The following is a 14,620-nucleotide window of genomic DNA, read 5'->3' as shown; positions in this document are numbered from 1 at the left end:
TTGTGCTAGTGGCTTTCTGGGGACCTGCTCAAGGGCAGGGGAGAACAACTTCGAATATGGCAGCTATTGCGGCTACCATAGCGCTAGATCATCATATCCGCGTGTTAATGACACATACGCATTTGGAGCAAGGTGTGCTTGAGCATTTGTTCTCACAGACAAGAACAACGCTTCAATCTGCGAAGACCACAGGTGGAATGGATGCGATTGAGAGATTAGTGCAGTGTGGAATGCTTACACCTGAAGGAATTAGAGATCATGCGGAGTCCATTCTTAAAGATCGGTTGGAACTGCTTAGTGGATCTATGAGTGCTGAGAAACATGAGTCAAAGCTCTTGCTTCCGCATATCTTCAAGGATTATCGCAGGTTTTATGATTTGTTATTTGTGGACCTCTCCTCCGAAGATGATCCGGAGGTCGTATCTCTGGTTATGGAACAGGCAGATTTGATTGTGGTTAACCTAAATCAGAATCAGGTAAGTCTGGATTCCTATTTTTTGAACAAAAACAAAGCTCCTGTGCCGAGTCATAAGTCAGTCCTCTATTGTATTGGGGCTTATGAGCGCAGCTCCAGGTTCAATAAAGAGAGAATTATTAAGCTGTATGAATTGAAGAAAAAAGCAGTAGGTGTTATCCCACATCATATTGGTTATATGGATGCTCAAAATGAACGGCGTTTTGTTCAGTTTCTATTGAAGGCAAGAGAAGCTAAATCCCGTTTTCTGGAGTTTAGTGAGGACGGAAACTTCACTGAGGCGGTACGACATATGGGACAGCTTATTCTCCGGATGCTGGAGATTTCTCCAGTATCGGAAGTGGATGCTGCGAATGATTAATCTGATTCTGATCTTTGTAGTCCTGATAGCTATTGGAGTGTTCCTGTACTTATGGCTGGGCAGACGTAAGGATGCTGCTCCACCTTCCGTCCAACTGAAATATGATATGAATGAAATCGTGCAGTTTCTGAGAAGGGCTTTTGAGGAGATTATAGCGGCGTCTCTTTATGAAGGTAGCCCAAGTGAGGAGGAATACAACCGTCGGAAGGCGCGGAGAAGGGAATTGCAGAAAGCGCTCCGAAGTTGCATGCACGGTGATCTTTCCGCTAAGAAATATGTGAAGCTTTATATGAAGGATCTATTAGTTCAGACCTACGGTCTGGATGAAGGAAATGTAGATAAGATTATCAGCTTCGGCCATACGAATCGATTGACTTCACAGGATTGCTTCGATATCTTGCTTTATGTTTTCAAAAAAGATCATGGTCAGAATGCATTTAATGTAATAGTAAGCAAATATAGCCTGGACACATTGCAAAAGCTGCCTGATGGATCTAAGGGGTATAAGATCACCGAAGAACAGATTCGCCATATCTATCAGTCAGAGCAGCCGAGATTGTCTATCCAGGACAAGATTGAAATTATTGTTCAGAGAGCTTATCAAATTTATAAGGGGCTCGGCGTTATTGATGAGCTTCGAGATCAGAACATCGACGGAGTTAATGGAGGAACAAGTGGCATGCCTCCTGATGTCGTGCAGACTACAGATTTTCTGGAATATACGAAGCAGCAGCATTTTATTCCACAATCCTATGATGCGGTATGGACATTCTACCGCGGAAAATCGCTTCACCTGGAATTCTTAAGTTTTGGTTCTGAGAAGGAGCTTAAGCGGGTTTGCCAAAATATCTATGGGTTTGGTAATCCTGGGCAATTAAATGAATCCAAGGGTTATATCATCAACGATATGGCTGATGGCAGCCGGGTCGTGGTTGTGCGGCCCAAAATGGCTGAAAGCTGGGCTTTTTTTGTCCGCAAATTTAACGATTCGCTCGTGGAATTGGATCAGCAGATCCAAGATCAAGGGGCACAGCTTGCGATTGATATGCTTATTTTTCTCATCTTGGGCCATCAGGTCACCGCCATCACTGGCAGACAGGGCTCGGGGAAAACAACGCTGCTTAAGGCACTGATCAAATATATTGATGCGAAGAATATCCGGATTCAGGAGACTTCCTTCGAGATCTGGGCGAGAAAAATGTATCCGGGTAAAAATATTTTATCCTTTAGAGAAACCCCCTCCGTTAGTGGGCAGGATGGGCTGGATGTGCAGAAAAAAACGGATGGCGCTGTGAATATCGTCGGTGAGGCGGCTACTCATAGTGTGGTCAGTTATGTGATTCAGGCAGCCCAGGTAGCTTCTGAATATACATTGTTTACACACCACGGCAAAACACTGCCCAATTTGGTCAGCGCTTTGCGCAACAGTCTTATTGCATCGGGAGCTTTCAGTAATGAGAAAATTGCTGAGGTTCAGGTTGTTGAGGCGCTTGGTTTCAACGTTCATCTGGTACTACGTGCTGGGAAAAGATATATCGAACGGATTACAGAGATTATTCCGGCAGATCCCCAGTTCGAATATCCTCAGAACTACAAGGATCCTGAGAATATTACGGACAAGCTGGATGCTTTTATGGATACCGTGACCGAATACTTTGGCCGGATGACAGATCGGCGTTCCTATGATTATAAGGATGTCATTGTGTGGGAAGCCGGAGAATACGTGACCAAGCATCCGATCAGCAGCCGTAAAATCGATGAAATGCGCAAAAATATGGATGAAGAGGATGCACTAGAATTCGCTGCATTTCTTGAGAAGTATTGGGGGCAATCCGCATGAATCTGCAAAACCTATTATTGATTATTTTGGGAACCTCGGGAGTGCTACTGGTTGTCCTGCTTGTGCTGCTTAACATAGTGCAGCGTAAATTGAAGGGAACACAATATCAAGAGCAAAGGCGGCTAAAGGCTCTCCTGCCAACGAGAACAAAGGAAAAAAGATGGTTGGAGCAGGCCCATAAAACTTATCCGGTACTTGATGAACTGCCATTAGTGAAGAAACTTCTTCACCGGATGCGCTCGCGTCTGACCTTGGTTCATGCAGGCAATGAAATCATGATCAGAAGTCGCGCGGCTGCGCTGACGCTAATGATTGTTGCTTGTATTCTGATCATTTCGTTGAGTTCATTCCTCTGGACTTCATCGTGGGTAAGCCGTGCGACTATTATGCTAGTCTCAGTTTATCTTGGAGGTGTCCTTAGTGATCTCTTCATTGGGCGTTTAGTAAAGCAGATGTTATATGACCAATCGTCCATGATTCTGGATATTCGCCATGAATATCATCAGACACATATGGTGCAAGTCAGCTTGGAGAATTCTGCGGAACGTTCGAAACCAATGGTAGCCGTGCATGCCCGGCAGATTGCCGGGATTCTGGCAGCGGTGGACCCGGAAGATGAACTACAGAAATATTATGAGATTGCACCTAACCGTTATATGAAGCAACTAGCTGGGGTGAGTTACAAAATAGGTGAATATGGCGATGCGGATATCCATAAAGGGGAGCGTTCGATTTATCTATCGATGCTTGGCAATATCAGAGAAGAGATTCATATGGATATTAATCGGCGTGAACGAATCGATCGTTTGTTATATGGTATCGTTTTTGTAGCCATTTCACCCGTATTCATGCTGGATCCAATCCGCAATTGGGCGGAGGGAATGTTTCCTATTGTATCTAATTACTACAATTCGGCCTGGGGGTTATATTCTTTAATCTTACTTTATATCACGTTCATAATATCGTTTATTGCCTTGCGGATTCTCAAGGGTGTGGATGAAGATACACAATCTATCAAAGATGAGGGTAAGTGGTTAAAACGGATTCTGAAGAAAAAATGGATCTTTAAATTGGTGGATCGAATCACGCCGGCAGAACATGAGCCTCTTCATTTCAAGGTAGCCGGCAAATTGAAGGATGCTAACTCCGGATTGTCGCAACAGGCCTTCTTTTTGCAGAAAACATTAGCGGCAGTAGTTATCTTTATGCTGATCGTATCGCTTCAATTTTCCATCCATGCCAATATCAAGCACAACATTTTGCACCCCAATAAGCAGATTACAACAGGGGGCAATCAGACAGAATCTCAGAAGCTGCTGAGCGAGGAACGGTACGCTTTTGAGCAGACTTTAATTGGAGAACTGGTAGCGAAGGATATTACACCGGATCAGATGTTGCCCTACATTCAGGAGAAAGCGGAGAATAAGTCTTTCCTTCAGAACAATCTGAACCAGAATGCCTATGCTGCACAGTTAATGAACAGGGTAGAGCAATATCATGAGGAGTACTACAAATGGTATGAACTTTTGCTGGCTTTTGGGCTGGCGGTGGCAGGGTTTTATCTTCCGGATGCTTACTTAATCATTCGTACTCAGCTGCGAAAGTGGGAAATGCAGAATGAGGTGGATGGCTTCAATACACTTTCCATGATGCTGTCTCAATTTCCGAATATCAGCGTGTACGAAATGATAGAGTGGCTGCATCGTTACAGCTATATTTTTGAGCGGCAGCTGCTGCGCTGCATGCTGGATTATGAGGCTGGAGGCTGGAGTGCCATTGAGAATCTGAAGGAGGACGCACGTTTCGTTCCCCTCGAACGGCTCGCAGACCGCTTGCAGGTTGCAGCCGATCTGATCCCAGTGAAGAAGGCGTTTGATGATATGGATGCGGAGAGGGCATTCGCGATGGATCAACGCAAGGAGCACTATGAGAAGGTCATCAGCAGGAAAAGTACACTGGGTAAAATGTTTGGGTTCTTGCCGATGCAGGCAACGTTCACCTTATATTTACTGCTTCCCTTCGTCTATATGGCCTTCCAGCAGCTGGGTGACCTGACTGTTGTAACTGGCAAAATGTGAAGGAGATACAGGCATGGAGAATATAGCAAGCTTTTTGAAAACAACAATATCGATTCTGATCACACTGGCCATTATATCATCCGGTCTGTTCTTGTGGGGGAAGACACAGCCAGTTGTCGAATTGGCGAATAGCCAGGCGGCGGCACAGGCCAGGGAGCTTTCGGAGCAGCAATATTCCGCATTTGACAATCAGATTGTCAGCGGCTCCCAGATTCTCACAGCTTATCGGAGGTACGAGTCGCAGCAAGGCTTCTGCCTATACGTTGAGAAACCATATGCTAATGGTCAGAATGAGGCAGAAAGAAGATTTAGCATGAATCCAAGTGGAGAAGGTTATTGCCGTGCGTTTGATTATTCCGGAGCGAAGTTCAAGGAGGGAAGCGAAAGTGGTGTAGATGAAGAAGAAATCTCGAATGCTTCAGGACAATATTATATCAGTCCACAAGCTAGATATAGGGCGAGGCTGATAAAAGATAATAATGAGCGCATTGCAGCTATTTTTTTCGTAGCGGAGTAGATGCGTTAAGAGCAATAAAATAAAAATTAGCTCCAAATAAGGTGAGGAGGAAACATCATGGAGAATATCTCGACCGGACTTAAATGGGTGATTGGCATTATTGTTACCATTCTGATTATTGCCGCAGGTGTAAGTATTTATCTGGTTATCAACAACTACTTCATCCGCGCACAGGAACAGACTCTGGCCCAGACCCAGATGATTAATCAAGCGGAATTCAACAGCTATGATAACAAGGATGTATCCGGCCAGGATGTGATTAATGCGGCAATGCGGTATAAGGGACGTCCGCAGTTCGCGATTAAGATTAAAACAGGGGAAAATACAGAAGGGTTCTACGCGCAGAATACTTATGGGGCTAGCTACGAAGAACCTAAAGACACTACTAATCCGGTAGTTGATTTATCTACTACTAGTAATCTTCAAGGTGATGTCAGTGTTTCGACGATGCTTGATCAGACAAATTCAGATTCATATAACAGTGATAATTATTTAGTAAATACACTCTCCGTCTTTAAAGCGGTTGTTTATAAGGACAGCAATGAGGAGGTTCGCTTAATAGTTTTTACCCAGAAATAAAAACGATATAGAAAAGGGTGGGTATAGATGGAGAATATTTCTACGGGACTTAAATGGGTGATTGGCATTATTGTCACCATTCTGATTATTGCCGCAGGTGTCAGTATATATCTTGTCATTAATAATTATTTCATCCGTGCCCAGGAGCAGACCTTGGCCCAGACTCAGATGATCAATCAAGCGGAGTTCAATTCTTATGATAACAAGGATGTATCTGGTCAGGATGTTATTAACGCGGCAATGAGATATAAGGGACGTCCGCAATTTTCCATTCTGATAAAGACTGGAGTAAATAAAACTGGTTTTTATGCGAAAAACACATATGAAACTTATTATGAGCCTGCGAAAGCGGCCAGTGGCGGAAACCCGGCATCAGAGCTTGATCTTGGAGACAAGAACAGTGGTGCTGATAACTTTAGTGTATCAGCAATGCTCGACCAGAGCTCTAACCAAGATAACAGTAAAAACTGTAATGTCAATACGCTTTCTATTTTTAGAGCTACCTTACATAAGGACAAAAATGATGAGGTTCGAATTATTGAATTTAATCAGAATCCGGATCATAAATGAAAACTAGCACTCAATTTCTACTAACCCTCTTTGCTTGGATCTTGTTTGCTGTCGGCGGATTTACGTTTTTGCGGCTGGAGATGGAGAGTTCTGTTCCAAACAGGCACTATGAGCTGCCGACAGTTGCATCGGCACCTTACAAAGGGATAGGTGATTTGAACAAAATTAGCGGTGAGCAGGTCATTGGTATGATCTCTCCAGCACTGGAGGGGGAATATATTTTATATATCGATGGCATTGCAATTAATGAGGAAACGGACCTTACAGCAGTGGATTTGCGTGGAGTGCCTGATGCTGCTTATCAGTTAAGAGTCACGCGAACCGATGAGATGATTACGCAAATCTCCGCCACCCGCTAGAAAGGAGGAGCCGCATGGCAGACGCGCTGAAAGGTGTAATTATTATTATTTTGCTGGCATTTGTGTTCGGAGTCTATCCGGCATTCCGTCAATCCGAAGTTGTAGAAAGGAATACTAAGCTCGCCGCCAATGCGGCTGTGGTGGAATTCGTGGATACCGTTCGTGCTAAAGGATACTTGGATACTTCCGATTATGAGCTGTTTCTTCATTCGTTGGATGCTTCATATGGTGTTTTCAAAGTGCAAATGGAGTATTACAAAAAGAATTTACAGCCCTTATATACGAATCCTGATGATTATTCTACATTCCAGAACAGCTTTAGTGTCCGATATGACGGATATTTCAGCAAGGATATTTTGGAAATCTTATATCCGCATTCAGGAACTTTACTGGCTGCAGATGATCCAGGTAGAAGGTTTACCATGCATGTAGGCGATCTGTTCAATGTCCGGTTAGAATCTGAAGGGACGACACTTGCCTCACGGATGCGATCGCTCTTGTTTCATAGTGAAATGATTCCGGTCAATTTGAAGTATGGGGGGATGGTCCGAAGTGAAGCCCCTTAGTGTTGTGCTTGTTTTTCTAATTCTGGTCATTCCTCTTGTTCTTATGGGCGACACTCGAGAAGATCTTCAGGTCTTCAATCAGGACATGTATAAACGCTATTCGGATGATTTTCAAGCCGCAGTGGATGATGCTGGTGATTATCTGTCACGACTGGAACAGCAGCCTACTACCACAGCAGTGCACTATGGGCGGGAACGCCAACTGCAACTGGATCAGGATGTGCTAAGTGTTTTTTACAGTGATTTAGCTTTGAAATTTGGGCTGGAGAACAACCAGACTGAAATGAACAATTTAAAAATGCATATACCCGCACTGGTGATGTTTGGATATAGCGGCTATACGTTGGTTACTTTGGACGACACGGCTAGTAATAGCGGGAAGGATGAACTTAAGCCTGTGAGTTGGCCTGAGCGTCCATATTATTACAAGCTTCAGAACGGCAATTTGCTTTATTTCACTTTGGACGATAATGCGCGGGTGTATGATACTACCTCTAATGAATTCTATGAGGGGGAGTATACAACCCTAGCGGCTGAGACCAATCTTAATCCTCTGACCTCTATAGAACTATTTCACGAAATCCGGCAGAGTACGATCACATCACTCGTTGAAAAAGACTTGGCAACAGCCATTAACAGACATTTGGAGCTAGTGAAACGAATGGGCTTGTCGATTCAGTTCACCCTTCCCCGCGGCTTGCAGGAGCAATCCATACAGGATGTAGGGATTATGGCTTTTATTCAAGGTTATCCACTTCCTGGGGGAGAACTGCTGGATGCATATTCCTTAGGTAGTGGGGCAGTAATGCGACGAAAGGTTCTGATAGGTACCCGGAATTCAGCAGGGAGACATATTGCTTATGGAGAAAGCTGTGTACCCCCGGGGGTTACTGTTATAGAAAGTCTGTTCGATCCAGAGGAGGCTGCGCGAAAAGGGTATTTTATTGAGGATTGTGCGGTTAGGTGATAGATGTGGGAGTAAAAGATTTGGTATGGAGAAATAGGGTCATCGGATTAAAAAAAAGTTTCATTGTGGAGGAGTGAGAACATGAGGAATTTTAAGTTTAATAGTCTATCAGCAATTATTAGATCAAAGAAGGCAAGAAGAGGCATGACTATAGTCATTTGTGTGTTCGCAAGCTTAGTGTTGTTAATTACTACAGCGGGAGCGGCAGGAACAGCTGCCAAAGCAGTGAACGTCATCATGGACGGCATTAAATATCCACTGACAAAGGGACATCCTTATTCAGAAAATGGGACGACAATGATCCCATTCCGCATGATTTCAGGAAAACTCGGCACACAAGCTAACTGGAATGCAGCAAACAAAACGTTAACTCTGCAGCAAAAAGAAAACAAAATTGTACTGACAGTAGGTTCTTCTTTTGCGAAAGTGAACGGGCAACCAGTAGCGCTTGGTGCTATGGTTGTACAAAAAGATGGAATGACGATGATTCCATTAACCGTTGTCTCTGATCTGTTATCCGCAGAAGTGGAGGTGGAGGTGGACGAATTTTCTCAAAGTGTGCACATTCACACGCCGGGTAAAGATTTAGGGGAACTTGATTATTTTGGAAGGAAAATACGTACGACAAACCTACCTAAGAACTATAAAGATTATCCATATATTCTGGAAGACATCCCGAATGAAATGTACGAAATGAGGCATACCATAAACTACTCTGCTGGGAATGCTGAGACTGGAGCGCAGGTGTTTAGCAAAAAAGAGTTAACGAGTGAAGATATGGCCAAAATCATTAAACGTATGAAAATTGGGTTTGATCTACGGTTGAATGTGGATTATAAAACGATTAATCCGGCAAGTTATGCGAAAGAATCCTTTAAGTACGAGAATCAATCGTCTTCTATCCGGGAAAAGGAAATTGAAGAATATGCCGAATGGGTGAAGAAAAATAAGATTCAAATTGAAGGGGCAATTGACCCTGAATCGTCCGTGTTGTATTACCCAGGAACCGGGGATTACCGCGTTCGATCCATGTTCCGATTCAGAATTAATAGTTTTACAGAGTATAAGGACTTATTTAATGACGTATACTTCAAACTTGCTGAATTCAGACTTCACGAGAAATTAAAAAAAGGGGTCTGGTATGAGGGTTATGCTGATTTAAGTATCTCTACGAATTACTATAATCCTATAGTAGGTGAGCATTTTAATATAGATGCACTCTCAAGCTTGTTTGAAAACACCACCCTTCATGAAGTGAAGTGATGAAAGATGCGGCGTAAATGCCTCGGTTGTCTATTGTTAATTCTAATAAATTCTTTATTGTTTTCTCCTTTTATAAGTCTTGTAGAGGCTGCCTTTATGGCCAAGTTTAAAGACGGGGCATTTCTTTATACAACAACTTCCAATGAAGCCTCTTCGAGTATAAGATTCCAGACGGTAGGTTGGTATATTCATACCCAACCAACGTGTGCATCCTCTGGAGCCTATGGAGGTGAAGTGCAATGCGACCCTACCTCATTGCCTTCTAATCAACGTATTAAATTACAAGATAATGGCGGAGGGCATGTGAAATCAGAAACTATTGTAGATGGGATAGTGACTACAAACTTCGAATGGACTAAAGCAGAAGTGCTCGCTGCTATTGGACAAGCTAAGGCGGAACAAGTCATCTCTGAAGGCACTCCATTATACGCTAGCGCCATAATGCGAGTAGTGACGGGGTCCAGAACGAACCCAATCCAAGTTTCCGGACCCTATCATACGTTGTATGATATTAAACACGCAGAGAGTTGGGCTCATCCAGAAGATTTGAGACAATATTTCGATGTCACAGTTCCCTTTCAGGGGGAAAATTATCCGGTTAATATGATTCTTAAACTTTCGAACGGAATCGTGGTGAGCGATCAATTAATTGGTAATTATAAGGCTGGTTATAACATTGTAAAGTCTTTTCCCCTGACCGTTCAATACGAGGGAGAGGAATATCAAATTAACCAATCTTGGCTTTCTCCGATTCTGAGGCCAAGCGATCAATTATATATTCAAAGCAAAGCTTCGAATGATCCCAGCTTAGTTCAGCGTAATTTTAAGGTTTATGTAGGTGGAGTCAAAATGGTGGCCAGTTACAAAAAAGTTGGTAGCCCTCCCACCGAGGGAGAAGGCTCAGGCGAATGTAAGTATACTATTGATCCTCCAAACAAGATCGCTGCTCCGCAAACGTCATTTATGGAACCGGATGCGAACGGGGCAATTCTAGGTGATGATACAGCAAATGGACGCCATTTTGATGCACCGGTGGGAATCCCCACCTCTGAGAATTTATTTTCCAATGTGTGGGGAAAGAACTATTTGTTTGAACATACCTTCGCCAATATGGCAGGTCAGATTCGTTATTCCTGCAGTGTTAAAGTTACATATCCGACGAAGTGGGAGGAAGCGCAGCCGAATCTTCCAGGACCAAATGGAACATCGATTCCTCAAGCTCCGCTTCCTAAAACAGGGAAATTTGATAAGACCTATACCTTTGACTTGACTCCAAAAGAATATGCGTACTGGCAGGTAGATCAGTTAGCTGTTTATCAAATCGATCGTGCCCAGATGGAGAACTATGCGCTGCCTGGAGGAGAAGTCACTCTATATCCTAATAATTATGGTTCGCCGACGCTTGAGCTTACCAATAGTACAGAAGTAGAAGACCATGTTGTTCCCCAAGATACGGGAGGGATAGAATTCAAGCCAGAAGTGGTAGATGGTGGAGACCACGAACCGGGTCCTGAAGATGTTGATGATACAGACGTGCTCACAGACCTTGCGGAAATGCAGACCAAAGATCCTGAGGTGCAGAATGACCGACTAGTATTTAACGGGGAAACGATTATGGATGATACCGTTGCTAACAAGACCGGGCCTACCCCAGGGAGGATTCCTGATCCGCAAATCATCGGAGACGAGGTGCTTTACGAGGGCCAGTTAATGATCAATAGCGGTTTACTCAATCGGCAGAATACAACCAGCACGGGTACCATTTATTATACAATGCTGTCGGAGAACGTAGAGGGAAACGGAGATCAGGAATTTTTGATCTCTCCGATTAACTCCGTTACCGTGCACACACCGGTCGTCAACTACTCGCTACTTCCAGACGATAACCGCCCATTCGATCAACGTATGACACCGGATATGACTAGGGCGGTGCTGATCTTGGATCGGCCGTTCACCATACATTTTACGGAGAGTGGCCAGCATCTCAATATCCCTGGGTACGGCAACCGGGATTATGCCAAATACACGAAAAACAAGCGGATTCAATTTCCGTTTGGTGTGTTTCAAGGCAGCCAGTATTACCCAGAGAATACCTGGATCTACATCCCTGTTGGAACACCGTCCATGACCTTTACTATGCCAACCTGGGTGAATGAAGGCGACTATACCATTTATACGCAGTCTTGGGCTATAAACGCCCCGTCAGATGGATTGGATCTTTGTGAGGAGAACTTGAACGGTAATTTGACGAATTACTGCGCTTCGGAGAGTTTTAATATTGGGGTCGTCGGTCGACTGTTCGATTTTCGGATTTGGGACATCGGTGATTTTCGGTTTGAAAAGGTGTTTCGAACTGGCGTGGGGACACTTGAGCATAGCAACACGATGTACTATACGGGAGGGAATGATGAGAATGGCATACCGACCGCTTTAAGCGGACAACCACAGTGGCAGCTGCCGATCCGCAAGGGTTCTCATCCTACGGAGCAACGGACGGTACCGCATAACGGCTATTCCTTCTTGTTTGACTTCCGGACCATCGGGAACCTGTGGCAGCCGGGCGAGGGTATCCGGATCGAGCCAAGCTTCTATTTTATTCCGAAAAACGGAGGTACAGCGACACCTGTCGATCTGTACTATGATATCTCCGGTTCGAATAATAAAATGATCGGAGTCGGCTCTTCCAAGGATAAGCTGAGTTATTCTCGGACCTACCGCTTGGCGGATGGCTTGCGAAATATATCGAGTGGTGAATTATCGACGGCAGCAAGCTATGAGTACAATTACATACTGTCCGAGGCGGAGCGGGAAAAGACCTCTTGGCTGAAGTTCTATCAGCAATATACAAAGCGCAAAACTAAAATCGCTACAGGCTATAACCTAGAGCTTCTACCTTATAAATCGAGAACCTTAGTAGGTCCGACCGATATCCCTAATGGAGTGAATCCGATAGCGGCGGTTCGGAGCGTTCAACACTGGTACGGAGAATACAACCTGCCGATAGCCCCTTACATCCTGCCTAAAGGAACAGACATTGTCACCCTGGCGAATCATTATGGAGGGGCACTAGATGGGCATGAGCAGGAGTTTATCACTGGCGGCTATATCCTGGTAAATTTCGAAATTTATACGGTTAAAAATGGGGATGCCGACACTCGTATTTTAGGCTACAAGGCACCTATTGCTAACATGTGGGCGATTGAAGGTCAGATGACTGGGAGCACAGATGAAATGGGGCAAACGTTCTCTTTTTCCTCTGGGGATATCATTCTGTTTGAATCAGATTACTCTGTACGAAATGATTATCAGGGGCAGGCAAAATAAACTTTAGAAAAAAATAACTTAAATGTTTTATTTATCTTTAAATGGATTTAAATATAAACTTTATATCATTGAAGACCGATAATTATATAAAGGAAACCGGAGCTATAATAATGAACTTGAAAGATCTTTTGGGGTGTTAAAAAGTATTTTTTAAGTTCATTTTTATATAAAAAAACCACTTAAAGGAGAGGTTAATAATGGCAACAACCAAAGTTACATTGAGTTATGATGGATTAGCTGGCCAGGCGAAAATAATTAAAAATTACGGTACGGAAGTAGACGGTTTAATTAGAAAAGTTATGACTACGATGAAAAATCTTAACAGTGTTTGGGAAGATGATGCAGCAAAAGATTTTACAGATAAGGTGGAAAAATTGAAGCCGACATTTGATAAATTTGCAGAGTCGCTTCAGGATCTTGGAGATCATATGAATAATGTATCTATAAAGTATAAAGATCTTTCCGCTGCGGTTAAGAATTCGCAAAAATTCTAATATAGTTTTAAGTAAATCAAACTTCATGAGCCCCACTACATAAGAATTGTAATTAGCTATGCAGAGTGCTGCATAGCTAATTTTATTAGAAGCAAGCAGGGGGAATCACATGGCGTCAACGAAGCTTACATTTAACGTAGATGAAGTCGAGCGCCTGCAGACGAAAATAAGACAGGTAAGCCAGGACACCAACCGGCTGTACCTCCAGTTCAAAGGTCAAGCTAGTAACTGGAGTGGCGTCCCATTAGGATCAAACCAGGTGCAGGCGCAGATAATCATCAACGAACTGACGGTAGAAGCGGAAAAATTGGAAGACATCATTCGAGGCGCGATAAAAGGTGTTCAAGGCGCACAGGATGAGAATAAGCGGCAGGCAAATCAACTTTTTCAGCAGTTCGGTGTTCTTGGGGGTATGTTCGAAAGGTTAGGGAGCGGAAGTGCAATTGGGCAGTCTTCTATTCCGACGACGGCTCAGAAAGCGGTCACGAATCTGATCACCTCAATTGCTACTCTGATGGGTTGGGATGAGTTGAATAGTGATCCTATGGTGCAGAAGCTCGAGGCAACTGTTAAAAAGTCAGGATTGGGAACGATCGACTCTATAGCCGCGCAAAGTAAACTGAAGGATATCTACCTGGCGCGGGATCAGATCGCGAAGGCGCAGACAGCCTATGAGGTATATCAGGCGTTTGGAAATCAGACTCAAATGGACGCAATGCATAAGCTAGCGGAAGACGCACGCAAGAAGCTGAAATCCTTGGGTATAGACGAGGTCCAGTACCAGGCGGGTAAGGATCTAAGCACTTATTTTAAGAAACCAGCGGTTAAAGCATGTGATTATGATCCGTCGATTACCAGTAGAAGCATACCACTAGTGCAGAATGAAACGTATCAGTTGCTACTACGGACGGCAATGGAAAAAGGGGAGAAGGGAGCCTGGGCAAAAGGGCAGCTGGAAGGCGTTCAAACCACCATGGAACAGATGATTGCTACTGGAGTAAGTTTGGGTGTACATGTGATGACAAACCAAGGTGGAAAGGCTTGGGGAGATGTTATAAAATTGACTTCATCAGTCGCCCAACTGGATTCCTATAATCTGTTTAGAAAGAATAAAACGGAGGAACAAGCAAAACCCGAGGATTCTAAAAATGCCTTTTATAAATCGATAGACAGTTTTAAAGAGATTGGAACGGGTTTTGTAGGGACATTAAGAACTCGTGCGGATAA

At 43.8% G+C, this 14,620-nt stretch carries 12 protein-coding genes and 1 pseudogene; all 13 read left to right on the top strand.

Features of this window, described 5'->3' with window-relative positions; all coding sequences use genetic code 11:
* Positions 1-2: 2 nt before the first annotated feature.
* Positions 3-836, top strand: a complete 834-nt coding sequence (locus tag MKY14_RS18210; protein ID WP_339190285.1) for a hypothetical protein — start codon at positions 3-5, stop codon at positions 834-836.
* The gene (locus tag MKY14_RS18205; RefSeq protein ID WP_081387195.1) at positions 829-2,676 is read left to right on the top strand and encodes an ATPase, T2SS/T4P/T4SS family; all 1,848 of its coding nucleotides are present in this window, start codon (positions 829-831) and stop codon (positions 2,674-2,676) included. Before MKY14_RS18210 ends, MKY14_RS18205 begins: the two co-directional genes overlap by 8 nt.
* Positions 2,673-4,754: a hypothetical protein gene (locus tag MKY14_RS18200; RefSeq protein WP_076279378.1), complete on the top strand. Its 2,082-nt coding sequence runs from the start codon at positions 2,673-2,675 to the stop codon at positions 4,752-4,754. The genes MKY14_RS18205 and MKY14_RS18200 overlap by 4 nt, the downstream gene beginning before the upstream one ends.
* Before the next feature lie 13 nt (positions 4,755-4,767).
* A complete protein-coding gene (locus MKY14_RS18195; RefSeq protein WP_076219079.1) occupies positions 4,768-5,271 on the top strand; it encodes a hypothetical protein in 504 nt (167 codons plus the stop codon).
* 57 nt (positions 5,272-5,328) lie between these two features.
* Positions 5,329-5,850, top strand: coding sequence for a hypothetical protein (locus MKY14_RS18190; RefSeq protein ID WP_076279377.1), 522 nt, complete (start codon positions 5,329-5,331; stop codon positions 5,848-5,850).
* A 27-nt stretch (positions 5,851-5,877) separates the two neighbouring features.
* Positions 5,878-6,420, top strand: a complete 543-nt coding sequence (locus MKY14_RS18185) for a hypothetical protein (RefSeq protein ID WP_076279376.1) — start codon at positions 5,878-5,880, stop codon at positions 6,418-6,420.
* Positions 6,417-6,779 (top strand): hypothetical protein, encoded by a 363-nt coding sequence (locus tag MKY14_RS18180; protein ID WP_076279375.1) that lies wholly within the window; start codon positions 6,417-6,419, stop codon positions 6,777-6,779. Before MKY14_RS18185 ends, MKY14_RS18180 begins: the two co-directional genes overlap by 4 nt.
* Positions 6,780-6,793: 14 nt before the next feature.
* Entirely contained in the window at positions 6,794-7,345 is a 552-nt protein-coding gene (locus tag MKY14_RS18175; RefSeq protein WP_076279374.1) for a hypothetical protein, read from the top strand.
* A complete protein-coding gene (locus MKY14_RS18170; protein ID WP_076279373.1) occupies positions 7,332-8,312 on the top strand; it encodes a hypothetical protein in 981 nt (326 codons plus the stop codon). Before MKY14_RS18175 ends, MKY14_RS18170 begins: the two co-directional genes overlap by 14 nt.
* Before the next feature lie 81 nt (positions 8,313-8,393).
* Positions 8,394-9,575, top strand: coding sequence for a copper amine oxidase N-terminal domain-containing protein (locus MKY14_RS18165; protein WP_340977072.1), 1,182 nt, complete (start codon positions 8,394-8,396; stop codon positions 9,573-9,575).
* Between the two features lie 96 nt (positions 9,576-9,671).
* On the top strand, positions 9,672-12,899 hold the full coding sequence (locus MKY14_RS18160; protein ID WP_340977071.1) for a DUF5704 domain-containing protein: 3,228 nt from the start codon (positions 9,672-9,674) through the stop codon (positions 12,897-12,899).
* Between the two features lie 197 nt (positions 12,900-13,096).
* On the top strand, positions 13,097-13,393 hold the full coding sequence (locus tag MKY14_RS18155) for a WXG100 family type VII secretion target (RefSeq protein ID WP_076135786.1): 297 nt from the start codon (positions 13,097-13,099) through the stop codon (positions 13,391-13,393).
* 109 nt (positions 13,394-13,502) lie between these two features.
* Positions 13,503-14,620 (top strand): annotated as a pseudogene (locus tag MKY14_RS18150) (hypothetical protein); the annotation flags it as partial.

This window comes from Paenibacillus sp. FSL R5-0887 (assembly GCF_038002305.1).
In the GTDB taxonomy this organism is placed as follows: domain Bacteria; phylum Bacillota; class Bacilli; order Paenibacillales; family Paenibacillaceae; genus Paenibacillus_AQ; species Paenibacillus_AQ odorifer.
Note: the sequence above shows the minus strand (reverse complement) of the source record. Positions and strands in the feature narration are given on the sequence as shown.

What these genes read in the sequence shown, in the direction of transcription:
- MKY14_RS18190 (WP_076279377.1), top strand. Translation starts at nt 5,329, where the DNA reads ATGGAGAATATCTCGACCGGACTTAAATGGGTGATTGGCATTATTGTT.
- MKY14_RS18195 (WP_076219079.1), top strand. Translation starts at nt 4,768, where the DNA reads ATGGAGAATATAGCAAGCTTTTTGAAAACAACAATATCGATTCTGATC.
- MKY14_RS18175 (WP_076279374.1), top strand. Translation starts at nt 6,794, where the DNA reads ATGGCAGACGCGCTGAAAGGTGTAATTATTATTATTTTGCTGGCATTT.
- MKY14_RS18165 (WP_340977072.1), top strand. Translation starts at nt 8,394, where the DNA reads ATGAGGAATTTTAAGTTTAATAGTCTATCAGCAATTATTAGATCAAAG.
- MKY14_RS18180 (WP_076279375.1), top strand. Translation starts at nt 6,417, where the DNA reads ATGAAAACTAGCACTCAATTTCTACTAACCCTCTTTGCTTGGATCTTG.
- MKY14_RS18155 (WP_076135786.1), top strand. Translation starts at nt 13,097, where the DNA reads ATGGCAACAACCAAAGTTACATTGAGTTATGATGGATTAGCTGGCCAG.
- MKY14_RS18200 (WP_076279378.1), top strand. Translation starts at nt 2,673, where the DNA reads ATGAATCTGCAAAACCTATTATTGATTATTTTGGGAACCTCGGGAGTG.
- MKY14_RS18205 (WP_081387195.1), top strand. Translation starts at nt 829, where the DNA reads ATGATTAATCTGATTCTGATCTTTGTAGTCCTGATAGCTATTGGAGTG.
- MKY14_RS18160 (WP_340977071.1), top strand. Translation starts at nt 9,672, where the DNA reads ATGGCCAAGTTTAAAGACGGGGCATTTCTTTATACAACAACTTCCAAT.
- MKY14_RS18185 (WP_076279376.1), top strand. Translation starts at nt 5,878, where the DNA reads ATGGAGAATATTTCTACGGGACTTAAATGGGTGATTGGCATTATTGTC.